The sequence below is a fragment of the Pseudomonas sp. B414 genome (assembly GCF_055408445.1).
In genome coordinates, this window is sequence record NZ_JBUZTQ010000033.1 from 15,121 (window position 1) to 38,733 (window position 23,613).

A 23,613-nucleotide genomic window follows, 5' to 3' on the forward strand; every position below is an offset into this window, starting at 1 on the left:
AGGGCAACGTCAGGTACTTTTTATTCTTGCGCCTGCAAAAACAGCGAGAACAGTTCGGACTGTGACTTGATTCCCAACTTGCTGTACATGTGCTTGCGATGCACCTTGACGGTCTCGGCAGAGATGGCCAGCTTGCGGGCAATTTCCTTGTTCGAACAGCCACTTAGCAACAACAGGGCGACTTCCATTTCCCGTGCGGTCAGCGGCGTGGTCAATTGTTCGGCAGCGGCTTCCAGGCGGCTTTGCCAGTTGGCGGGCTGCTCTGGTGCCTCCTTGGGTTCGCGCTCAAAGGTCAGGCGCTGGCGCATCAGTGCCGCCACCCAGGGCTGCACCAGCCCCAGCAATGCGCTCTGTTCCAGGCTGAAGCGGCACTGGCTGCCCAGCGACAGGCTCAGGGTGCGTTCGCTGTCGAGCTGCACATTGATATGCACTTCGTCGGTGACGATATTCAGGCGGAAGTAGCGCTGATAGTAATCGGTCTGCTCAAAGCATTCCGGGGCTACGTCCTGCAGGCGCAACAACCCGCTGCGCGGTGACTCGCGGTTGGCGATATAGAAGGGGTCGAGCAGGTACAGGCCCTTGAGGTAGTCCTGGAACAGCGAGTCCATGCCGCCGTCTGCGCCCGGAGATTCGGCCAGCACCCAGGGTTTGCCCGCGCTGTAGATCAGCACCACCCAGTTGTCCACGGGCACATAGCGGCCCAGCAAACGCACCAGGGCAGTCCAGAAGTTGGGCTGGTCGAGGGTCTCGATCACCCGGCCCATCGCGTCATGCCAGGCCACATCCTGCAAGGTCAGATTCATCTCACTACCCACTGGGTGTTACCCCATCGAAGTCATTTATTGGCACTGTGCCGCGCACCATACTCGCTCATCCCTCCCGGCAAGGATTCGAGATGAAAATTGAACTGGTGCAACTGGCAGGCCGTGACGGCGATACCGCTTATAACCTGTCGCGCACATTGAATGCCATCACCACCTGCGCTAACGATACCGATCTACTGGTATTCCCCGAGACCCAGTTGACGGGTTTTGTCGGCGGCCAGCGCTTGGCGCAGGTTGCCGAACCATTGACTGGACCGACCCTGCAAGCGGTGATGGGGGCGGTGCGCGAGCGTGGCGTCAGTGTGGTGGTGGGGATTGCCGAAAATTACCACGGCACCTTCTACAACACTTCGGTACTGGTGACCCCCGAGGGGGTTGCCTTGGAGTACCGCAAGACCCATCTGTGGCCCACCGAGCGCGGTGACTTTTGCCCCGGCGACCGGTTTACCACCGTGCTCTGGCGGGGTGTGCGGGTTGGCCTGCTGATCTGCTATGACATTGAACTGCCGGAAACCGCCCGCGCCCTGGCGCAACTGGGTGCCGAACTGATCATTGTCACCAACGGCAATATGGACCCCTACGGCCCCGTGCATCGTACTTCAATCATGGCTCGAGCCCAGGAAAACCAGGTATTTGCGCTGATGGTCAATCGTGTGGGAGCAGGGGACGACGCCTTGGTGTTTGCGGGTGGAAGCATGGTTGTCGACCCGTTTGGGCGGGTGCTGTTCGAGGCCGGTCGTGAAGAGACGCGCCAGGTGGTCGAACTGGATTTCGCTCAGCTCAAGGCGGCCCGTCGTGATTACGACTACCTCAAGGATCGCCGTTTGCTGCTGTCGGGCGTACAGCTCGAACGGGCTGACGGTCGTCGCGAATTATTGCTCGGAGCCAGCCAATGAACACTAAAAATGCCCTGGGCCTGGCTCTGGCCACGCTGTTCAGTTGCGGCCTGGCACAGGCGGCCGGGCCGCAGGTGAATATCTATAACTGGTACGACTTTATCGCCCCGGACACGATGAAAAACTTCCAGGCCGACAGTGGCATTGGCTCCAGGTACGACGTGTTCGACAACAGCGATGTGATGCAAAGCAAACTGATGGCCGGGCGCAGTGGTTATGACGTAGTGATGGCCACCGGGGATCTGTTGCCCAACCTGATCAAGGCCGGAGTGCTCAAGGAACTGGAACCTGCACAGTTGCCCAATCGCTCACATCTGGACCCGGCGATTCTGGCCAAGATGCAAAGCAACGATCCGGGTAATCGATATGCCGTGCCCTATCTGTGGGGTACCACCGGTATTGGCTATGACGTCGACAAGGTCAAGGCTGTGCTGGGCGCGGATGCCCCGGTGGATTCCTGGGACCTGATCTTCAAACCCGAGAACCTGAGCAAACTCAGCCAGTGCGGCGTGGCGATGCTGGACGCTCCCGGCGAGATCGTCCCGATTGCCCTGCATTACCTTGGACTGCCTTACAACAGCACGAACCCCCAGGACTACCAGAAGGCCGAGGCGTTGTTGCTCAAATTGCGGCCTTATATCCGTTATTTTGACTCGTCCAAATTCATCACTGACCTGGCCAATGGCAATGTTTGTGTGGTGGTGGGCTGGGCAGGCGGGGTACTGGACGCCAAGGCCGCCTCGAAAGAGGCCGGTAATGGCCGCAGCATTCGTTACAGCATCCCCCGGGAAGGCGCGCCGATCTGGGTAGAAAGCATGGTGTTGCTCAACGACGCGCCCAATCCACAGCAGGGGCTGGCGTTTATCGACTATATGCTGCGCCCGCAAGTGATTGCCCAGACTTCCACTTACTTGCGTTATCCCAATGCCAACCGGGATGCCAAGTCGCTGATGGACGCAGAGTTGCGTGATAACCCGGATATTTACCCCGACGAAAAAGTAATGGCTACCTTGTTTCCGCTGGAGCCGTTGCCGCTGAAACTTGAGCGGGTGCGCACGCGGGTGTGGAGCAAGGTTAAAAGCGGTACGTGATCAGGAATCTTGAAACCTTGTAGTCGCTGCCGAGGAACGAAGGCTGCGATCGGGCGCGAAGCGGCCGTAAAACCGGAGCACTCAATATATCTGTCACACCGAGTCGTCTGATTTTACGAGCGCTTCGCGCCCGATCGCTGCCTTCGTTCCTCGTCAGCGACTACAGTTTTCGGTTTCCCTGGCCTTCGGCATCGCTGGCAAAAACGCCGCACCAGGCTCAGGCCATGTGTGCATCCGCTATTAGCGTTTAACTGCAGCCCGAGTTTGTCCCCTAGCACCTGGCCGACGGCGTCCAGCGTTTCAAACACCAACAGGCGGCTGGCAATGGTGGTAAGTAAGCTCGAGGCTCAGCTGCGATCGGCGACGATTACGGTTCCTGATGACCTTTCAGGCAAAAAAAAGCCCCGCGACCGAATGAACGCGGGGCAAAAAATTGGTTGGTTGCGGCCAACCAAAGGAGCTCTTTAAATAATCAGTTCACGCTGGCGACAGTCTCGGCTTGCCAGCCGCCACCCAGCGCTTTGTAGATGGCCACTACGCCGCGATACAACTCAACCTCGGCCTGGGCCTGGCTATCCTCTGCTGCAAGGCGCTCACGCTGGGCATCCAGCAACACCAAAAAGTCCACGGTGCCTTCGCGATAGCGAATGGCTGCCAGGTCCGCTGCGGTACGGCTCGATTCGCTTTGGCGAATCAGCGACACCAGGCGTTGCTGACGTTTGCCGTAATCGCTGAAGGCGTTTTCTGACTCCTCCAGCGCCAACAGCACTTGCTGCTCGTAACTGGCCAGTGCGCCATCAGCCTCTGCATCGGCACCGCGCAGTCGGGCGCGGACGCTGCCCAGGTCAAATGCTGGCCAGGTAATGCGCGGCCCCAGGGCCCAGGCATTGGCAGCCGCCGAGCCGATTTGCGAACCGCGCCCGGCAGTAAAGCCGAGGAAGCCGCTCAGACTGACCCGCGGGAACAGATCGGCCTTGGCTACCCCGATACGGGCGGTAGCCGCGGCCAGCTTGCGTTCGGCGCTCATGATGTCGGGTCGGCGTTGCAGCAAGTCACCGGGGTTGCCGATATTCAGGGCCTTGGCAATGGCCGGCAGCTGTTTGGGGCCAAGATCCACGCTCAACTGCTCAGGCCGCTGGCCCAGCAAGGTGGCGATACGATTACGCTCGCGCACCTGCTCGGCCTGCAATTGCGGCACGCTGGCCTCAACGGCTGCCAGGCGGGCGTCGGCCCGTACCACGTCCAGTTGATCGCCAACACCAGCATCGCGCAGGCTTTCAGTAATGGCCTTGGAGTCCTGCTGGTTTTTCAGGTTGTCCAGGGCAATCCGCTCGCGCAGTTGAGCGCCGCGCAATTCACCGTAGGCATCCACCAGCTCGGCAATCATGGTGACTTGCAACTGATACAGATCAGCGGCAGCGGCTTGTTCGTCGGCGTCACTGGCCTCAAGCTCGCGCTGGATACGGCCAAACAGGTCGACTTCCCAAGCCATGTCCAGGCCCAGGTCGTAGCGTTCACTGTTGACACGTTTCTCAGTGGTGCCCGGGATCTGGCCTTTGCCCAGATCGCTGCTGGCACGGCTGGTGATGGTCGGCATGGCGTCATTGCTGACGTCATCGCGAATCGCCCGGGCCGCGCGCAGGCGGGCAAAGGCCACGCGCAGCTCGCGGTTGCCGGCCAGTGACTGGGTCACCAGCTGGTTGAGGGTCGGATCGTCAAACTGCTGCCACCAGATACCTTCAAAATGTGCCCGGTCAAAGCCCTTGAGGTTATCGGCACTGATCTGTGCCGGTTCGGTGGCCGGGGTCTTGTAGTCCGGGCCTACGGCGCAAGCGCTCAAGGCCAGCAGCAACAGGCTCGGCAAAAATACTTTCACGCTCATTGTTGCGACTCCAACGTGAGGTGTTTGGCCGCTTTGCGCGCTTCACTGCGTTCCACATAGCGGCGAATCAAGACATAGAACACCGGCGTCAGCAGCAGGCCGAAGAAGGTCACCCCGAGCATCCCGGAGAACACCGCAACACCCATGGCGTGGCGCATCTCGGCACCGGCACCGCTGGACAGTACCAATGGCACCACACCCATGATGAACGCGAATGATGTCATCAGGATCGGTCGCAGACGCAGGCGGCAGGCTTCCAGTACCGCAGCCAGCGGGTCGAGACCCTCTTCCTGTTTGTCCTTGGCGAACTCGACGATCAGGATCGCGTTTTTGCACGCCAACCCCACCAGTACGATCAAGCCGATCTGGGTGAAGATGTTGTTGTCACCCCCGGACAGAATCACCCCGGTAATGGCTGACAGCAGCGTCATCGGTACGATCAGGATCACTGCCAGTGGCAGGCTCCAGCTTTCGTATTGGGCGGCCAGTACCAGGAACGCCAGCAGTACGCAGAGCGGGAATACAAACAGCGCGGTATTGCCCGAGAGAATTTGCTGATAGGTCAGCTCGGTCCACTCGTAGGTCATGCCGTTGGGCAGTTCCTCTTTCAGCAGTTTCTCCATCGCTGCTTCGGCTTGCCCGGAGCTGTAACCCGGTGCTGCGCCGCCGTTGATTTCAGCGGTGACAAAACCGTTGTAGTGCATCACCCGGTCTGGCCCTGCGGTGTCGCTGACCTTGATAAAGGTCGCCAGCGGGATCATTTCGCCCTTGTTGTTACGCACTTTCAACTGGCCGATCTGCTCGGGTTCCAGGCGGAACTGTTGCTCGGCCTGCACGTTGACCTGATAAGTCCGACCGAAGCGGTTGAAATCGTTGGCATACAGCGAACCCAGATAGATCTGCAGGGTGTCGAAGATGTCGCTGATGGCCACGCCGTGGGTCTTGGCTTTTTCGCGGTCGATAGCTGCATCGACTTGCGGCACGTTGACCTGATAGCTGGTGAACAACCCGGCCAGTTCCGGCACGTTATGGCTCTTGGCGATGACGTTCTGCACTTCTTTGTACAGTTCGTCATAGCCCAGACCACCGCGGTCCTCGACTTGCAGACGGAAACCGCCAATGGTGCCCAGCCCTTGTACCGGCGGTGGCGGGAAGATCGCGATATAAGCGTCCTGAATGTCCGCAAATTGCGCGTTCAACGCAGCTGCAATCGCCGCTGCCGACTGGCTTGGGTCTTTGCGCTCATCGAACGGCTTGAGCGGAGTGAACACGATGCCGCTGTTCGGGCTGTTGGTAAAACCGTTGATCGACAGGCCAGGGAAGGCCACCGAGTTGGCTACGCCGGGTTGCTTGAGGGCGATCTCGGACATCCGCTTGATCACCGCTTCTGTACGGTCAAGGCTTGCAGCGTCAGGCAGTTGGGCAAAGGCCACCAGATATTGCTTGTCTTGCGGTGGGACAAAGCCGGTCGGGGTATGGGCAAAACCGGCCCAAGTCAGCACCATCAGGCCTGCATAGACCAGCATGGCGATGCCGCTGCCACGGATGATCCGGCGCACCGTACCTACGTATCCGTTACTGGCCTTGACGAAGAAACGGTTGAACGGGCCAAACAGCCAGCTACCGAACAGGCGGTCCAGGACACGAGTAAAGCGGTCTTTCGGGGCGTGATGGCCCTTGAGCAATACAGCAGCCAGCGCCGGGGACAGGGTTAGCGAGTTGAAGGCCGAGATCACCGTGGAAATGGCAATGGTCAGGGCGAACTGCTTATAGAACTGTCCGGTCAGGCCCGAGATAAACGCGGCCGGGATAAACACCGCGCACAGTACCAGGGCGGTGGCGATGATCGGACCGGTCACTTCACGCATGGCGCGCTTGGTGGCATCCACCGGGTTAAGCCCCAGCTCGATATTTCGCTCGACGTTCTCCACCACTACGATCGCATCGTCCACCACGATACCGATGGCCAATACCAGCCCGAACAGTGACAAAGCGTTAAGCGAAAAGCCGAACATATGCATCACTGCGAACGTACCGATCAGCGATACGGGCACAGCGACCAGCGGGATAATCGAAGCGCGCCAGGTTTGCAGGAACAGGATTACAACCAGAACTACCAGAATCAGTGCTTCAAACAGGGTGTGGACTACCGCTTCGATCGAACCGCGAACGAAGATGGTCGGGTCATACACGATGTCGAAGTCCATGCCTTCGGGGAAGTTCTGCTTGAGTTCGGCCATTTTGGCGCGAACGTCATTGGAGATCTGAATCGCGTTGGAGCCAGGCCGCTGGAAGATCGGGATAGCCACGGCCGGCTGGTTGTTCAGCAAGGAGCGCAGGGCGTACTGGCTGGAACCCAGCTCAACCCGGGCAATGTCCTTGAGGCGGGTGATCTGGCCATCATCGCCTGAGCGGATGATGATATTTTCGAACTCTTCTTCAGTCACCAGGCGACCCTGGGTGTTGACCGACAGCTGGAAGCTGGTGGCATTGGGTGCAGGTGGCGCGCCCAGTGCACCGGCGGCTACCTGACGGTTCTGCTCGCGAATGGCTGTCACTACATCGGTGGCAGTCAGGTTGCGCGAAGCGGTCTTGTTTGGATCGAGCCACACCCGCAACGAGTAGTCGCCCATGCCGAACATCTGTACATCGCCGATACCGTTGAGCCGCGCCAGTTCATCCTTGATATTGAGGATGGCGTAGTTGGACAGGTAGAGCATGTCGTAGCGCTTGTCCGGTGAGGTCAAGTGCACAACCATGGTCAGGTCGGGGGAGGCCTTGTCTACCGTGATACCGATGCGCGTCACTTCTTCGGGCAGCTTGGGCTGGGTCCGGGTCACGCGGTTTTGCACCTGTACCTGAGCGTTGTCCAGGTCAGTGCCCAAGGCGAAGGTGATGGTCAGGGTAATCTTGCCGTCAGCGGTGGACTGCGAAGACATATACAGCATGTTCTCCACACCGGTGATGGCCTGCTCCAAAGGCGCGGCAACGGTATCGCCGATCACTTTGGGGTTGGCACCCGGGAAGTTGGCGCGTACCACAACCGTAGGCGGAACCACTTCCGGGTATTCACTGATTGGTAACTGGAACAGCGAAATGCCGCCCGCAATCAGGATCAGCAAGGAAAGCACAGCGGCGAAAATCGGCCGCTGAATAAAGAACTGGGAAAAATTCATCGGAGTTATCGTCCCTTAACCGCGAGGAGTTGCAACGCTGGCCAGCTTCGGCGCGCCAGTGGCGGGCTTGATTTGCGGCAGGTTGCTGGCTTCCAGGGCTTGTCGTTGTTGAGCCAGTGCGGCGAGGGTCTGTTCGTTGGCCATCGGGATCACTTCAGGCGTCACCGGTGAGCCAGGGCGCACTTTCTGCAAGCCCTTGACGATAATGGTGTCGTCTTTGTTCAAACCGCTGCGAACAATGCGCAGGCCTTCGATTTTCGGCCCCAGGTCCACGGCGCGGTACACCGACTTGTTGTCAGCATCCATCACCAGCACGAACTTCTTGCCCAGGTCAGTACCCACGGCTTCTTCATTGATCAGCACGGCGGAGTAGGTGCCGCTGCCCACCAGTTTCAGGCGGGCATACAAGCCGGGAGTGAAACTGCCGTCGGCGTTGTCGAATACGGCGCGACCGCGGATGGTGCCGGTCTTGGGATTGACCTGGTTGTCGACAAAGTTCATCTGGCCCAGGTGCGGATTGCCGTCTTCGTTGGACAGACCGAGGTAAACCGGAGTGGTCTGGCCGCGCTGGCCCTGACGGGCAAGTTGGCTGTATTTGAGAAACACGCGCTCGTCGGCGTCGAAGTAGGCGTACACCTTGTCGGTGGATACCACGCTGGTCAGCGGCGTGACATCGGCGGAGACGATATTGCCTGCAGTGATTTCGGCACGGCTGACGCGACCGGTGATCGGCGAAGTGACGCGGGTAAAGCTCAGGTTGAGTTTTGCCAGATCCAGTTGTGCCTGGATCGCGGCAACACCGGCGCGGGCTTCTTGCGCTGCGGTGGTGCGTGAGTCGGCCAGTTCTGCTGAGATGGCATTGCTCTGGCGCAGACGCTCGCCGCGCTGGGCTTCGTTTTCGGTACGGCTGGCATTGGCGCGAGCTTGCTGCACCTGGGCTTCAAGCTGACGCACGGTGGCCTGGAACGGACGTGGATCGATCTGGAACAGCAGGTCGCCCTTTTTCACCAGGGCGCCCTCGGTAAAGGCGACCTGATCAATCTGGCCCGACACGCGTGGACGGATTTCAACGGTTTCAGGCGCTTCCAGGCGCCCGGTGAACTCGTCCCATTCGTTGACCGGCTGTTCTAGTACCTTGGCCACACTGACTTTTGCAGCGGGAGCTGGAGCAGTCGCTTGGGGAGTTTTGCCGCATGCACTCATCACTACGATGGCCAGGGCCGCGAGTGGGAAGCGCAAATGTTTAAGTGACTGTTCCATGAGAGGGGAGTCCGCCAATCTATTGAGATGGGCGGATAATGCTGGCGCGCGTGCCGGGGAACGAATCGAACCCAGCGAAGATCAATATCATCCGGAATGATACAAAGCGTTACCAAGCTCTCTAGCTTGCGCTTTTTGATAGGAGACTATCAATTAAATCCCGCGTTATACGCGCCCGGGTTTCTGCGGGTGCGGCTATTCAGGCTCCCAGGTATCGTTTTCATCCTCATTGATGCTGTACCAGGTGTACCAGGTCTGCCGGCTTAAATGACCTCTGGCGTTGACTTTGCTGGTGGGCCTGCCCAACGGGTCATAAAACAAGCTATCGCTGTAACCATTGTTGCGCAGGGCCTCATCATCGCTGTAGCGGTGCTGGTCGACGAAGTAAGCTCGATAGATGCGGATCGCTTGCCCCTTGTTGTTGTATTCGACCCTGGCGCTGACCCGCCAGCGCTTCTCGCAGCGCTGCTGCTCAAGGCTCAGACGCCCCGATGAGTCGGCTATATGGGCCATGCCTGGGCAGGTTTTTTGTTTGGTTTGCAGGATCCGGCCAAAGCCATCACTGAATGTCAGGTTGAGATGGATATTGATGTCTTCTTTGCTACCGGGGTAGTTGTCCGCCTGCAGCACTGCGCCATAGACCGGCTCGCGTCGTGCCTGGCGCAGTTGTTCAGCCAACTGGCGGTTGTGCGGGTTGCTCATGTCCAGGCTGGCCACACGTGCGCGTGCGCTGGCCCTGATATGCCCGCCCGGGGTCAGATACCCCTGGGCTATCCAGTGCACCTGCAGGGGCGATGGCGGTATGTGGCCCATCCAGTTGAACGGTGCGTAAAAACAGGCGCTGGCGGCATTGTGCAGTGCCGCAGCAGGGTCTTCGATCGCGGCTCCAGGGCTGTCGTCAGCAGGGCGCCGGTACTGTGAGAGGGGGGCGAAACCCGCTGGTTTGCCACGTTCCTGCCCGTAAACGCTGGTTGCCTGCAGTTGCCCGAAGGCGTCGTAGTGCGCTTGCTGAACGTTGCCCTGAGGGTCGGTAACGACAATGGGCAGTAACAGGCGATAGTCATGCACGGCGTGGGTGCTACCCCCGTCCGCTGCGCTCACTGACGTGATATGGCAGTTATAGCGGTCATATGCGAGTCGGGTGACTGAGTGACTTTCAGACGGGCGCACCTCGATGGCCCGATAGAACCCCGGCGCGCCTGCATAACGGGCAAAGCCCTGTTTGAGTGACCAGAGTGTGTTGTGTGCTTTTTCATTGCCGAGGAAAGGTGGCAGCGGATGGTAATGCTCGCGGGCGAGGGTGGCAGGCAGATCAAAAGGTCGTTGCCCGGTTTGGTCGGGCACATTGTCGTAGACAGCAAGCGCTTGTTTGTCCAGCTCTGCACACTCCTGATAAGCGCTCAGCGCCTGAAAGCTGGCCTGGCCCGCCGGCAAGGCTGAGTTGCTGTCTGCGTGGCAGTAATACTGCACGGACAAGCTGCACAGCGTGCGCCGGGCATCTGGCCCAAGCGGGTTGTCAGGTGCGCTGCTGATCAACTGTTCATAGCTGATGCGTTCGGGCTCAAGGCTCCCCTTTTCAAGGATCAGGGCATTGCTGCGCTGGCGGTAGGGCAATTGCAGCCGCCAGCGTTGCGGGCCTTGCAGATGAATGCATTGCGCCAGGGTTTCGCGGATGTAGTAGGCCTGCTGAGCTGGATCATGGGTGTCGCGCCACCATGTCTGCTGATGGGCGGCGATGAAGGGCGGCGGATCGGTCGGACGCTTGCGGCGGGCGTAGTCGATGGTCAGCGCGTGCTCAATACTGCCATAGCGGTCATGACGCAAGTTGATGGTGTGCTGGCAGGCAGGATCGGAGGCTTCGCGCTCGTAGCGGCAGGTCTGCGACTCCAGGGGCAATACCAGCAGGGCACCTGATGGTTGCAGTTGTTGCAGCATATAGCGGTTCTGGTTCACGGTGTAGGGCACCCGTGACGATGGTGGGTCATCGGCGGCGAACACTTCCTCACGCACCACCAGGCCGCTTAGCGCCCGTTGCATTTGCTGCACCTGCGGCGAGGCGGCGGTTGGCAGCAGGGTCTTGCCCAGCGGGTGAGCCTGGGGGTCCCCCGCCCAGTAATCGTCGCGGGGCACGTCGAGGTATTTGCCCGTGTGAAACCAGATTTTGCGCAGCAGGGCTGGCGTGTGGTCCTTGTCGGTTCGAGTAGCTGCAGGGTGCTCGGTGTCGCTTGCCAGCAGCAGACCGTAGCCCTGGAACTTGCGCTCAGCGGCATCGTAATAGCCGTCCCTGTACTCAAAACGCTGGGTCAGTTGGTTGCCACTGATCAGATCCAGTTGTTGCTGCTCGCTGACCAGGTGCATTGCAAATGGCAGACCGCAGATCGGCGGCTTGTTGCTGTCACTGCGCTGCTGTTTTTCATCCAGCCAGTACTGGGCGCTGCTGCGGTAGTGCAGGTGTGCGGCGGCACCCATATTGTTGTTGGTGTTGACCAGCAAATAGGGCTTTTCAGTGACAAAGTCGTAGCGCCAGTGACGCGGCGAGGGGTGGGGGACGGAGAGGATCAGGCTCGCGCAGCCCAGGCCTTGCAGGTCAGCCACACTGACCTGGCAAAAGCGGTCATGCCTGACCCCGTCCGGCCAGGGCAGCACCGTGGGCGTACCCTGTAGACCGTTACCGCAACGGTTGATGAAAATCAGCGCCTGATCGGGCTGAAGATAGATCAGGTCACTGGCGCCACTGCCGTCCAGATCGGCAAGCAAGACCTGCGATGCCTCGAACTCGGCATAGGAGAAGGGCAGTGTGGCAAAGACAAAACCTTTGCCGAAGCGCCCCCGGCCCAGATTCGGCCAGCATTTGATCTCGTTGTGGCGAATGCGGATGAGGTGCTGCTGGCCGCTGCCCAGAATATCGCTGAATGCCAGCAGTTCAGTTACGCCATCGCCAGGCAGCGGCAAGCGGTCATCGTCCGGCTGATGGGGGATATCGGCCCCGGCTGCAAATCCCTGCGGCCCCTGATTGGCATACAGGCGCACGCTATTGCTGCCAATCAGGGCAAGGTCCTGGATGCCATGACCCATCAAGTCAGCGAGCTGGCCCATGGGGTGGAAATACTCCTGCGGCAGCGCTGCAAAGGGCACGAAGCCGGACCATTGGCGGTCATGCTCCAGGGTGAAAAATCCGCTCATGCCCGGTTGGGCAACGATCCACTCCAACTGGCCGTCACCATTGAGATCTGCCAGGGATTGTTGTTGCGGGCTGTTCGGGGCTGCCACGGGGATACGCTCCAGCGCTTGCAGCGGGCCGTAGATCACTTGATTACCCACGCCCCTGAGTGGCTCGCGGTAGTGCCAGTTTTTATCACTGCGGTAGAGCACGCCGGGCACGCCGTCGTTGTACAGGTCAATCAACTGGTAGCCCTGACCGGTGTCGGGGCCTTGCAGAACCTCAAAGGATTGATGGCGTGCGGTGTCGGCGGTCAGGGTGAAAGGGCTGTAAGCCAGCTCCAGAGGTGGCCAGTGGCTGATTGCCCCGGCGGCGTCAAAGGCCTGGTTATGCACGGCCTGCAGCAAGCTGGCCCGGGTGTCGCTGGTCGAATACTCCAGCAACAGGCGTCGGGTCAGAACGGGGGCAGGCCCCAGGGCCGTTTCTTCAGGGAAATAGTGGAACATCAGGATTTGCTGGCAAAGACGCCGCGTACCCAGCTCGAAGCCATAGGCATAACTGCACAATGGATCGCTGCGTTCCATCCAGGGTGTTTGCTCAAGATAGGTGGGGGGTTGGGTCAGCCCGGTAAAGCGCTCGCCGTAGTCAAACAGCAACTCAAAATGCCACTGCTTTTGCGCCAGGGTTGCGCGGGACCAGAGAGACAGTTGGGCCATGGCGGTGATGTTCGCGTAGCAGATACGGCTCAAGTAGCGCTGAGCGCTGAAATCACGCTGAGTATCGCCCCGGGTGTCCGCTTTGTAGTGGTAGCCGATCTGCTCGCCGTGAGGGGTGAGGCTTTCTTCAAGCAACCATTGCGCGACATGGCCCGCCGCCTTGGGGTCAGCGATACGCGCCGAGGGTGTCTTGCCATACAGATGGATATCGCCATCTGCGCCCTGAACCAGCCAGAACCCGGCGCTATCCGCTGTCGATGACCAGTGCTCGATGCGGTCGAAGCTGGATTCGTGACGTGGCACATAGCGCACCACGCTGTATTGCGTATCCAGTTGCAGGTCGTTGTAGTGGTCGACGATACGGGTTTGCAGTGTGCCTTGCGCCGTTCGCAGCGGGAGCAGTTCGGCTCCCGAAGGGGCAATGAATATATCTTCGTCGTTGTAGGCGGGTACACCCTTGAGGGTACTGCGGCCAATGGCGCCCGCAGCCGCCACCCAGCCCATGCCGAACGGACCGTTGCCCAGGGTGCTGTGATAATCGAGGCTGATTGCCGGGGCATGGCCACGCCCCGGGGATATGGGCAGCGGGATCTGAAATGACGCAGCACCGGTTAGCCCCACGGCACCCCAGCCGGTACCGATACTGTGGATGGCACCACCGCCCTTGGGCAGGGACGGTGTAAGCACCTCGCCTTGTGCGCTCATTGTTGACCTCCTGCGCTTCTTGCGGTGTAGCGCACATGCACAATGATGTCGTTCAGCGACTTGAGCATGGCCAACTGGGTCGTGTGGTTGGGGAACGTCAATTGCCATCTGGACACCGCTCCGGTGTATTCAAACGGCAGATAGCGCTCGTCGGTGTCGAAGTTGAGGGTAAACAGGCCGCTGTCACTCAGGCCGGTGGAGAGGGCGACCTGCTCCCTGACCCGCAGGTTCTCGCGAGTATCGGCGGGGCTTTCGGATAACTGGGTCTGGTTCCAGGTCTGGGTCAGGATCGCGCGAATATCCTCATAAGGCCCGAGCGTGGCGGGCAGGGATACACTTACGCTTTTGATCCGGCGCAGATAATGGCCGGGGTAGTCGGCGTCAAACAGCGCCTTGGTCAACTCGAAGTCGACGCTGGCGCTGGTGAGTAATTGCTGGCTGAGTGCGCTCCACTCCTTATTGGCTGTGGTGCTGGTGTCTTTGCCATGCAGTTGGCGCAAGGACAGGGTTTTGCTGATTTCCAGCTCGCGCTGGTTGCGTTGCAAATAAGCCCTGTTCATTGCTTGCAGGTGCAGCTTTAGCGATTCCCCGGCGGTCATCCCCTTGAATTGATTGTTCCAGGCGCTGCCTTGAATAAAACCGGTATTCCAGTCGGCACGTTCAAATTGCCAGCACGCCTGGGCGGCCAAACACATCGAATGGGCCGCGTCGTACGCCTGATAGTAGAACGCCGCCAATTGGCTGTTGAGCCATTGATTCAGCTGTCTACCCGAGAAGCGCTTGTTGAGCAGCTCATAGGTAAGCCGGGCCTGATCCATTGCCGTTTCGCTGTGCTGCAGTTGCAAGCGCAGCAGGGCGCTCTGCTGTGTGTGGGCCTTGATCTGCACGTCGAGCTGATTGAGCTCCAGCCGACACTGCTCCAGCGCCTGGCGCCATTCCTGGGCGCGGCGGTTGAACAGCTCGGTGCGATCCAGGTGATTGGCATTGGAGCGCTTGTCATTGGCCACACCCTGGGCCACCGCCTGAATGGCATGAAACGCGCCTTCGAAGCGCATGCCGCCGTTGGAGGTGCCGAATATGTTGGGCGCCAGCATTGCCATCCCGGCACTCGCCTGGGCTGCTGAAGCGGCCCTGTCCCATTGCGCGCTTTCCAGATAATGCTGGCTGGCGCGCGACTCTGCTGCGGAGATGCCTTCCTTAAGCAATTTTTCGAAATAGTGCACGCGGCCTTCGATCACCTGTCGGCTGGCGAGCAGGGCCATATGGTTGGTGGCGTCGACCGTCATGCCTTGAAGTTGTTGGTCAAGGGCGATCCTGGCCAGGTCCCAGGCATGCTGTTGTTGTAACTGCATAAGCTCGTTTTGGTCCTGGCGTTCGAACAGCAGCAGCAAGGTGCTGCCGAGCTGGATGACATTCTCGACCAGGCCCATTGCCTGCGCGTAAACCACCGCAAAGCGATAATGGCCGATATCCGCCAGCGGCATATTTGCTGTGGAGCCGTTGCTGGAACCGGCGCTGCGGGCGTAATGGGTGAGCAGTGAACGGGGGGGCTGCGCGGGGGCGTACACAGGCAGATGCAAGGGTTTCCCGGTAATGCTGAGGTGATTGCGCAGGTTGTATAACCGGCTTTCGATCTTGTCCCGACGCGCTTCCAGATCGGGGTTGAGAGGCCGGCACAGTACGCTGGCCTCCGAGGTGCTCAGCTCGTGCAGGGTCATGGGTTCCCAAGGGTCGGCATCGGTGTTGACCGGTCGCGGGCCGAGCAGGTGGTTGATCCGTACATACCAGAGTTTGGCTTCTGCCAGGCTGTCGGCGCTGGTTTGACGGTAGGCGGCATCACCCCGGTTGAACAGGATGTCCAGATACAGCATGTACAAGGCCTGACGAAAGTGAACCGGGGTACTGAGCGCGATCTGGTTCGGGTCATCCGGGGTGTACTGCGCGTAACCGGGTTCGGCCGTGGTTGGGGTCAGGGCATGCAGCTTCCAGTAGTCGGGGCCTTGTCGGGGATCAGTAGTTGTACGGGTCGGGTCGAAGAGGTAAGTAAGCCAGGCTTGGGCCTCGGCATAGCGCTGCTCCATATTCAGGCGCCAGGCCACCAGCCACGGCAGGTACAGGAACAACTCCCAAAAATATTTGCCGTGAGCACCATGGAAATCCAGCATCGCCGGCGCCGTGTTATGAGGCAGTGCAGGTTCGCGCCATTGGCTGGCGGTCATCGAGAACAGGCGGTCAAGGCTGACACTGGCGGCGGCGCTTAATTGCCTGCTGACCTCGGTGTTCATGCGCACGGGGAGGCGTGGTGTCTGGACCAGGGTATTGTCGCTGTACTGGATAATCGAACCGCTGAAGTCGATGAACTCCGCCGTACCTTCAGCCTGTGCCGCGCCACGGGTGATTCTTGGCGCCAGAGGCGGTGCAGTTGCCGAATCGCCCGGGTTCAGGGTCAGGCTAAAGGCTTTAAGGGCATAGCCGCGGATGATGCGGTCGTTATGGCGTGTATCCGTATCGAAAATCAGTACCCCGTGAATGATCGTGATGGGGCGCGCACTGCCGGTGGAACCGCTGCTTTGCTCTTCGTGGGGGCGCAGGGTTTTGGGGTTGAGTTGAATATGGGCGCTGAAGGGCTGGGCGGGATCCAGGCTCAGGGAGGAGCCATTGAGTTCCCGTCGCGATGTATTGGGCGCGCCGACAATTTGGCTGTTGCCGCGATGGAGCTTATGAGGGTGAGGTGTGTCTTCGTGCCGCGGGGTGATGATGACGGGCTTGTAGTGGCGGGCATATAGCGTGGCCCTGGCGTGATCGAACAGCCAGTCTTTCTGGGGGTCTGCCGGACTGTTGGCTTCAGCATGGAAGTGGACAGCAATGCGGTAGTCGGTATTGGTGTTTTCAAACATGAAGTTGAAAGCGTCGTACTCGATGTACTTGCCTTTAAGGTCGACCTCCCAATCCAGGCGTACCGGCCTGGCCAGCAGTGGCTGGACAGTGCCGGCCGCGGAATCGGCGCGCTCATGGATCAGACCGGAGTACACAAGGCCGGTCTTCAGGCAGGTAATGGACAGGGATATCCAGTTGCACGGCGGGCTGATCTCGGAATTGATTGTGAGCACCGAGCCATTTTGCAGCATCGGTTTGCTGTGGCCACCAGTGGGCGGGCGCAGGAGGGTCAGATCCAGGGTCAGTTCGCCGCCCCTGGTGCTCGCCTTGAATGTCACGCTCTGGTGTGCGGGGAATTCCCGGGCCAGCCTTGTCGTCACTTCCAGCACACAGGAGGTGGCGTTGAAAACAATGTCGCCTGCCATGGACTGGTCGCTGATATAAGCCTGCATGCCATCGAAGTTCCAACCCGCCGGAACAGGATTCGGGGTGCTGTTGAGCATGCCGGTGACGGCAATGGTTTCGCTGGCTGGAGCGTGGAAATTTAGGTTCTGATGGTTGTTGTAGATAAAGAGGGATAAATAGCGTTTGGCCAGCTTTTCGTGCTCGGGTGTGGACTTCATGTCTGCCACTGTGCCCCTTGAAAACAGGTGTTTCTGGGCAAAGCTCTGATCGATTCTTACGGCCTGAAAGTAGTCACTGCGGCTGTGGTCCTTGCTCACAGCACGCGATAAGGGCGCATGGGCATTGAGCCCCAGAAACAATGAGGGCGGTTGAGTGGTGGAATCAAGGACGGCGACTGTTTGAGTGGCCTGTTTCAGTGCCTCCATATCCAGTTTGTTGAGCTCTTTCATGACGCAGTATTCGTCACTGCATACCTGCGGCACACTCCAGCTGCCATCGTAGTTCAGATAGGTGAAACACAGGCGAAACTGGATAAAGCGGCTTTTAAGAAAGCTTTCCAGGCGTGTTTTATAACTCTTCTCGGACTCCCCGGGATCGGACCAGGAATACTCGCTGCTGTTGCTGCCTGCCGCAGGTGACAGGCACTGAGCCCAGACGACAAACAGGCGATTGTTGAAATACACCGGGCGCACGCTGTGTTCGGGGATATTTCCTGAAGCAGGAAGGGAGATTTTTTTCCAGTCGGACCAGGCTACCGGCTGCGGTGTATCCAGTTTGTAAGGTGCAACCCCTCCGGCGTCTTGCTGAAGTCCACGGCGGGACATATCCAGTGAGCGCCAATAATAGGTGTTGTCGACATTCGACCTGCCAACAAAGTAGTAAGTGCTGCTGGCGAAATTGTCCTTGTCGCCGTCGATATAGCCGTTGAGGGTTTTGAGGTTGGCGATTTCTTCGAAACGGATCAAATAGCGCTGAATGGCGGGCAGCACACTGTCCGACTGGATCCGACACTGGTTTATATCGTTTTCCAGTTGCTGGAAACTGTCGGTTTTATGGCTGCGCAACATGGGGTTCAGGTAGTTGGCCGGAAAGTGGCGCAGTTGTTGAACCGTACGCCACAGCGAATAGGCATTCAGGCTGTCGCGCCAATGGGCGTGTTGGGCAGCGCTCATGCCCCGGGTTTCATAACCCGGCTCGAGGCCCAGCGAAATGGCGTTGATATATTGCTGCAGGCTGGCAATGGCACTGGCTACGCGAGTGGTGGGCACTGCCTGGCTGACCTGCATATCGAGCAGCCACCAGGCGTACAGGTCATCGGCAGTGCTGATTCCGTACCCGAGCAGGTTGCTGTCTTCAGGTACCGCATAGGTGAGGCAAAGCGCGAGCAGTGCATCACGTAATTGTTCATTGAGTTGCTGATGGAGTTGTTCTGACATGGTCATTCCCTGAACGATGCAAAGGCTTATGGGTGGGCGGCAAGGATGGCGCTGCCGACCTGTTTCCAGTCGTCAGAGCTGAAGGTGGCTGTCAAACCTGTCGCCATCAGCAGACGGTGGGCCGAAAGCCCCGTCAGCCTGGCGGTGTCATGGCAGCGCATTAGCCAATCCAGTTGTGCCATTGAGAGCACCCGCTTGTTTGGCAAACGATCGACCAGCGCCAGTACTTCGCTGGTGCTCCAGCCCAGCATCAGGGATAACTGCTGATTGATTTTTGTGGCCGATTCCGGGCCCTGACCCAGCTCATTGGCCAGCCGCAAGTAATTGAGCACGGTGTTGTGATCGACCGCGTACAGCTCACTGAAGTGATTGAACCTGTTGAACAGATACAGGGTGCTCAGGGTCAGGCGCAGGGTTGCGGATCCGGTGTGTTCGGCATCCAGCCAATGGGGGTTATGCACGAAGGCTTGCAGTGCCAGGTGGCTGATGGGCAGTTGCAGGTCCATCTGGGCATTGGGTAGAAACAGCAGCAAGTGCTTGAGTGTTTCCCGGGAGCCGTCACTGCCCAGCGCGTTGGCGAAAATGCGCGTTGCTTGTTTGCCTTTGTGTTTGAGCAGATCGGGCGCCTCACTGGCCTGGGAGTTGTCCTTGAGCAACTGTTGCACTTGCTCCCTGAAGGGCAGCAACAGTGTGTAAGCCGCCGAAATCTGGCTGTTGAGCTTGTGTTTTACATCGGCCTTGAGCGTCTGGTTGCGTTCAGGGTCCTGGCTTAGGGTTATGTATCGATCAACCATGTGCGCAATGCTTTTTTCCAGGCTGTCGGGTTTCGGCTGCCTGGGTAGCTGGGGCTGTGCGCGTAACAACCCTTTGGCCAGCAGTACGCTCCAGGAATACGGCAAGGGCTTTACCTGCGCTTCGGGCCGGGGCAGGTCCAGTCCGTCGATAAGGGCCTGGGGCAGTAAATACCCTTGCAAGCGCTGCAGCACATCGTCGACCTCCTTGAGTCGCTGCTGTACGCGTAATGTCTCAGTCGCCGTCTCCAGCAGCAGTTGCTGGCGCAACTGTGGCACGCTGATACCGATGTTCTTGATCCAGGTGACCGCCCAGTCCAGTTGCATCAGCACATCGAGAAAGTCTGCTGGCGCGTTGCTGCCCGATGTGCGCAAGTCGGGTTTGACCAGTTGCTGTCGGTACGTCTCGCCCCCGAGCAATTGGGCAAGGTGATCGCAATCCCTGACGCTGAGGCCGAACATGCCGGGGACTGTGGCCTGGCGATAGAGGCTGGAGAGGGTGGCAATATTGCGGCCGGGTGCGCTCAGGTAGTGGCGCGTACGGCTTTTCAGCAAACCCAGAGATTCGGGCGTGTCTTCGAGACCCAGGGCTGCGCAGATCTGATACAGGGAGGTATCCGTTGTGTCGAGGTCTAGCGGCTGGTTGTCCAGGGTTAGGGGTGAGTTGAACCCGCGAGGCGGATTGAACACCTGATCGAACAGTGCCGGGTTTTGCCCGACTCCGTGTACGGGTATCTGGAATAGCCAGGCCGAAAATACCTCGGGCCTGAGGCCGTAGCTTTTGCTCAGATAGCGAAATACACCCAGTGCCCGCAGGCTATTGTCATTGATCGCGAAGTACTGTGTGGCAGAGGTTTCGCAACGCATGGCGCTGTACAGCAGGGTATCCAGATCGACAAATGGCATGTCGAGCCAGCGTTGCAGGCGGATCATCCGTTGCAACCGGTCATGACGCTGGATGCTGGTGTGTTGCAGGTGAGTTTTTCCGGTTGTATCGCTGCCCAGCCCGAGTTGTTTTTGCCCTGCCATTAAGGGGCCATTGATATAGCGGGCACCCACTCTGAGATCTTCAGCCATCTGATCGGGATTTTGTATGACGTTGTCAGACAAGCTCGGTCGATAGCTGCCTTGTGCCAGCAGTTCATTGAACTGCTGGCTGTTCAATCCTGTGTGCTGCATGAACTGCTGGCGTTCGGTGATGGGCTGGCTGTTGCCATAGTGCCGTTTGTAAAAGGCCGCCGGTGCCGGGTCGAGAGTCGGGTTTTGCCCGTGAATGCTTTCGCTCAGCAGGTTTTGCTGAGCGGGGCTGAGAAGAGTGAGCAGGCGTTGCGCCACATAGGCTTCCTGCTGGATCGTGCCGTACTTGTTCTCCGGGTGCTGGCTGCAGGGCAGCTTCAGGCTTATGCGGTAATTCAGGGCGCCGAGCCCCGGTTTATTACCTGCCAGCCCCAGTACGCATTGGCGGTGGGCCAGGTCAAACGGCAACAGGAAGGGGTAGCGCAGGTCGGCCAGTATCTGCTCAACCGGGCGGTTGCCATAGAGGTCACGGTTATTGCCCAGGTAAGCCTTGACGGGCTCGGTGAGGGCTTCATTGACCAGAGTCAGCAGGGGCACCTGGCGAGTGGTGTTCTCTGCATCGATCACCAGCGCCTGAAGCATGGGCCGGCGCTGGGCGAGGGTGGCTTTGGTTCGCGTCCCTTTGCCGGTTTGCTCCACCTGCAATGCAAACAGGTATAGCGCGCGCAGATATGCAGCAGGCGAGTCGACAGCAGCCAGGGACGTTGCCGAACAAAAAGCGTCCTGGTCATTTTCGAACAGGGCCGAGTAGGTAGGGGATGAGATTTCCTTAGGCATGGTGAATATTCCTGAGCGTGCAGCGGGTGATCCACTGCACGACAGAAAATTAGCATTGCCAAGGTGCGTTTTTCGGCCAGCCGCAAGCACTGCAGGCTTTAGGATTTGTCGTTATTGGCGGCGAGCTTGGTGCGCTGAGGCTGGAGGTTTTTTATATTTGCGGTGAAGGCAGGGGACTACATTGCTGTCCCCCCCTATCGGGTTGCAAGGCCGGGTCAGAAGTTGATCGAGGCGCTTAGCCGTGCGGTCAGCGGTGCGCCCTGGAACACATAGTTGTCGCCCATGTATTCGCCCACATCACGCCAGTAGCGCTTGTCGAACAGATTGTCGACGGTCAGGCGAAACACCGTATCGTAGCCGTCAATGCGAGTGCTGTAGCGACTGCCGATATTGAAAATGGCGTAAGCGTCGGCCTGTGTTTCGCCCAGCTGGCTGGCGTATTTCTTGCCGCTGTACTGCACGCCACCAAGCAGGGCCAGGCCATCGACCCAGGGCAGGGCATAATCGCCGTAGAGGCTGGCGCGCAGGGTCGGCACGTTAATGGTCTGGTGACCTTCATACTCCGGGGTGCCGCTGCCGGTAACCCGGGCCCGGATGGCCGCCACACTGGCCGCTATCTGCAAGCGGTCAGTGGCCCAGCCGTTGGCGGCCAGTTCCAGGCCGGTGTTTTTCTGCTGGCCTTGCTGTACGTAGGTGAACGTGTCATCTGCCTGGGGTTGGGAGTACTGGTAGGCCTGACGAATCTGGAACAGCGTGGCGCTCAGGCTGATGCGTTGCCAGTCGTACTTGATCCCGGCCTCGATTTGTCGCGATACCGTGGGGGCGAGTATTTCAAAGGCATTGCTGGCAAACCACGGTGCTTCGCCGCCCAGGGACAGGCCCTTGCTGTAGCGGGTGTAGAGGGTCATGTTCTGCACCGGCTTGTAGATCAGCGCGGCCTGGGGCAGGAATTCATAGCGTTGGGTGTGGCGGGTGGTGTCGCCAGCGCTGTCGAAGGTTTTTTCATCCAGGCGCACTTCGCGCCCGCCCAGCACGGTCTGCCACTGCTCGTTAAAGCTGATCCGGTCGTTGAAAAATACGCCGTACTGGCGGCTGTCCAGGCGGCGGTGGCTGTCTTTGAGCGCACCTTCGTAGCGGTCAAGATTCTCAGGTTCGCTATCGATGTTGCCGCTGCCGAGCCAATGATTGATGGCTTCGCGGTTATCGACGACTCGCCGAAATGCACTTGTGCCTACGGCCAGTTCATGGCCGATTTTGCCAGTATTGAAGTTGCCGCTGAGTGCTGCTTGCACTTCATCGTTGCGTCGCGTGTCGTCGGGGCTGCGGAAGTCGTAAATATCGTAGCCGCCCTCGGGGGTGAAGTAGTTGCCTACATTTGGGGTGACGCAGCCGATCGTGCAGCCGCCCCATGCAAACGAACTGTAATCGTCGATCACTACTTTGCTGCGCGAGGCACTCAGGCTGCCTTTCCAGCTGTCGCTGAAGCGGTACTCAAAGTTGCCGTTGATATTCAGCGAATCAATGGTCACCGGTTTGGAGCCGCTCTGGTGCGCCAGCAGTTTTTTCGGTGAGGCGTGGTGCGGCAGTTCGCTGCCACCAAGCAATTGATAGCCTGGCACCGAACGCTGCTCCTTGTTCTGGTATTCCACATCCAGTTGCAGCAGGGCATCGGGGCTGATGTTCCAGTCGAACGCCACGGAGGCGAAATCGCGCTGACCATTGGCGTGCTCAACGTAAGAATGAATGTCCTCATGGGCAAAGTTGGCACGCAGGCCGAACTGCTGTTCGCTGCCGAACCAGCCGCCCACGTCCGCGGCCATATAGCCGCTGCCGCGATCGTCGGTAGATAGCGTCACCGAGCGTACATCGGCAGCCCGTTTGGTCACGTAATTGACCACGCCGCCAGGTTCGGAAACTCCGCTTTGCAGGCCCGCCAGGCCCTTGAGCAATTCCACCTGCTGCTTGTTTTCCAGGCCGACGTTTTGCTCACCGGTGATGGTGCGGCCATTGATCTTGTAACTGCTGGCCGAGTTCAACGAGAAGCCGCGCACTACGAAGTTTTCGTAGTAACCGACCGGCGCATAGCTTTCACCTACCGATGCATCGTTTTTCAACACATCGCTGAGCAGGCGCGCTTGTTGGTCTTCAATCAGCGCATCGGTAAACACCGAGATGGCAGCCGGAGTGTCGAGCAAGGGCGCCGCCTCGAAACCGCCGACCCAGGCGTTATCGGCCTGATAAGCGCCATTATCGTCGGCAGTTACAGAAGTTACCGGTAATTCGGTTTTGGCTGCGTGTGCCGCAGGTACGGCACTGGCCAGCAACAGGCCCAGGCTGAGCAAATTGAGCGTGAACCGCGGGGCGGACTCTCCCTCGTTGAAAGTCCGATAAAGCATTTTCATGCACAGCTCCAGAACGGTGGGCAGGCTTGTGGCCAAGGCCTGTTGATCAAGCGGGCTATCATACAGCTACTCGCGACTTGGGGCTGGGTGGGTGTGCTGAATTCGTCATGCCTACAGGCTGATTCGATCAAGCCACCG

At 59.1% G+C, this 23,613-nt stretch carries 10 protein-coding genes; 2 read left to right on the plus strand and 8 right to left on the minus strand.

Annotated elements, in window-relative coordinates; translation table 11 throughout:
* Positions 1-20: 20 nt before the first annotated feature.
* Positions 21-803, minus strand: coding sequence for a helix-turn-helix transcriptional regulator (locus ACZRMH_RS21160; protein WP_464015123.1), 783 nt, complete (start codon positions 801-803; stop codon positions 21-23).
* Between the two features lie 92 nt (positions 804-895).
* Here ACZRMH_RS21160 and ACZRMH_RS21165 point away from each other — a divergent pair, with 92 nt between their 5' ends.
* Both ACZRMH_RS21165 and ACZRMH_RS21170 read left to right on the plus strand, forming a co-directional pair.
* The gene (locus ACZRMH_RS21165; protein WP_464015124.1) at positions 896-1,720 is read left to right on the plus strand and encodes a carbon-nitrogen hydrolase family protein; all 825 of its coding nucleotides are present in this window, start codon (positions 896-898) and stop codon (positions 1,718-1,720) included.
* A complete protein-coding gene (locus tag ACZRMH_RS21170; RefSeq protein ID WP_464015125.1) occupies positions 1,717-2,811 on the plus strand; it encodes a polyamine ABC transporter substrate-binding protein in 1,095 nt (364 codons plus the stop codon). The genes ACZRMH_RS21165 and ACZRMH_RS21170 overlap by 4 nt, the downstream gene beginning before the upstream one ends.
* A 472-nt stretch (positions 2,812-3,283) precedes the next feature.
* On the opposite strand, the gene ACZRMH_RS21175 is transcribed toward ACZRMH_RS21170, so the two are convergent.
* The 7 genes from ACZRMH_RS21175 to ACZRMH_RS21205 form a co-directional block, all read right to left on the minus strand.
* Complete coding sequence (locus ACZRMH_RS21175) at positions 3,284-4,693, minus strand: efflux transporter outer membrane subunit (RefSeq protein WP_464015126.1); 1,410 nt, start codon at positions 4,691-4,693, stop codon at positions 3,284-3,286.
* A complete protein-coding gene (locus tag ACZRMH_RS21180) occupies positions 4,690-7,869 on the minus strand; it encodes an efflux RND transporter permease subunit (protein WP_464015127.1) in 3,180 nt (1,059 codons plus the stop codon). The genes ACZRMH_RS21175 and ACZRMH_RS21180 overlap by 4 nt, the downstream gene beginning before the upstream one ends.
* A 15-nt stretch (positions 7,870-7,884) precedes the next feature.
* Positions 7,885-9,129, minus strand: a complete 1,245-nt coding sequence (gene mexE / locus ACZRMH_RS21185) for a multidrug efflux RND transporter periplasmic adaptor subunit MexE (RefSeq protein WP_464015128.1) — start codon at positions 9,127-9,129, stop codon at positions 7,885-7,887.
* A gap of 195 nt (positions 9,130-9,324) precedes the next feature.
* Positions 9,325-13,710, minus strand: coding sequence for a SpvB/TcaC N-terminal domain-containing protein (locus tag ACZRMH_RS21190; protein ID WP_464015129.1), 4,386 nt, complete (start codon positions 13,708-13,710; stop codon positions 9,325-9,327).
* Entirely contained in the window at positions 13,707-18,428 is a 4,722-nt protein-coding gene (locus ACZRMH_RS21195) for a Tc toxin subunit A-related protein (protein WP_464015130.1), read from the minus strand. Before ACZRMH_RS21195 ends, ACZRMH_RS21190 begins: the two co-directional genes overlap by 4 nt.
* A 26-nt stretch (positions 18,429-18,454) precedes the next feature.
* A complete protein-coding gene (locus ACZRMH_RS21200; RefSeq protein WP_464015131.1) occupies positions 18,455-21,073 on the minus strand; it encodes a Tc toxin subunit A in 2,619 nt (872 codons plus the stop codon).
* Between the two features lie 215 nt (positions 21,074-21,288).
* Positions 21,289-23,475: a TonB-dependent siderophore receptor gene (locus ACZRMH_RS21205; protein ID WP_464015132.1), complete on the minus strand. Its 2,187-nt coding sequence runs from the start codon at positions 23,473-23,475 to the stop codon at positions 21,289-21,291.
* Between the last annotated feature and the right edge of the window lie 138 nt (positions 23,476-23,613).

Coding starts and splice junctions, on each gene's coding strand:
- mexE (WP_464015128.1), bottom strand. CDS start 9,129: ATGGAACAGTCACTTAAACATTTGCGCTTCCCACTCGCGGCCCTGGCC.
- ACZRMH_RS21170 (WP_464015125.1), top strand. CDS start 1,717: ATGAACACTAAAAATGCCCTGGGCCTGGCTCTGGCCACGCTGTTCAGT.
- ACZRMH_RS21205 (WP_464015132.1), bottom strand. CDS start 23,475: ATGAAAATGCTTTATCGGACTTTCAACGAGGGAGAGTCCGCCCCGCGG.
- ACZRMH_RS21160 (WP_464015123.1), bottom strand. CDS start 803: ATGAATCTGACCTTGCAGGATGTGGCCTGGCATGACGCGATGGGCCGG.
- ACZRMH_RS21195 (WP_464015130.1), bottom strand. CDS start 18,428: ATGTCAGAACAACTCCATCAGCAACTCAATGAACAATTACGTGATGCA.
- ACZRMH_RS21180 (WP_464015127.1), bottom strand. CDS start 7,869: ATGAATTTTTCCCAGTTCTTTATTCAGCGGCCGATTTTCGCCGCTGTG.
- ACZRMH_RS21175 (WP_464015126.1), bottom strand. CDS start 4,693: ATGAGCGTGAAAGTATTTTTGCCGAGCCTGTTGCTGCTGGCCTTGAGC.
- ACZRMH_RS21200 (WP_464015131.1), bottom strand. CDS start 21,073: ATGCCTAAGGAAATCTCATCCCCTACCTACTCGGCCCTGTTCGAAAAT.
- ACZRMH_RS21190 (WP_464015129.1), bottom strand. CDS start 13,710: ATGAGCGCACAAGGCGAGGTGCTTACACCGTCCCTGCCCAAGGGCGGT.
- ACZRMH_RS21165 (WP_464015124.1), top strand. CDS start 896: ATGAAAATTGAACTGGTGCAACTGGCAGGCCGTGACGGCGATACCGCT.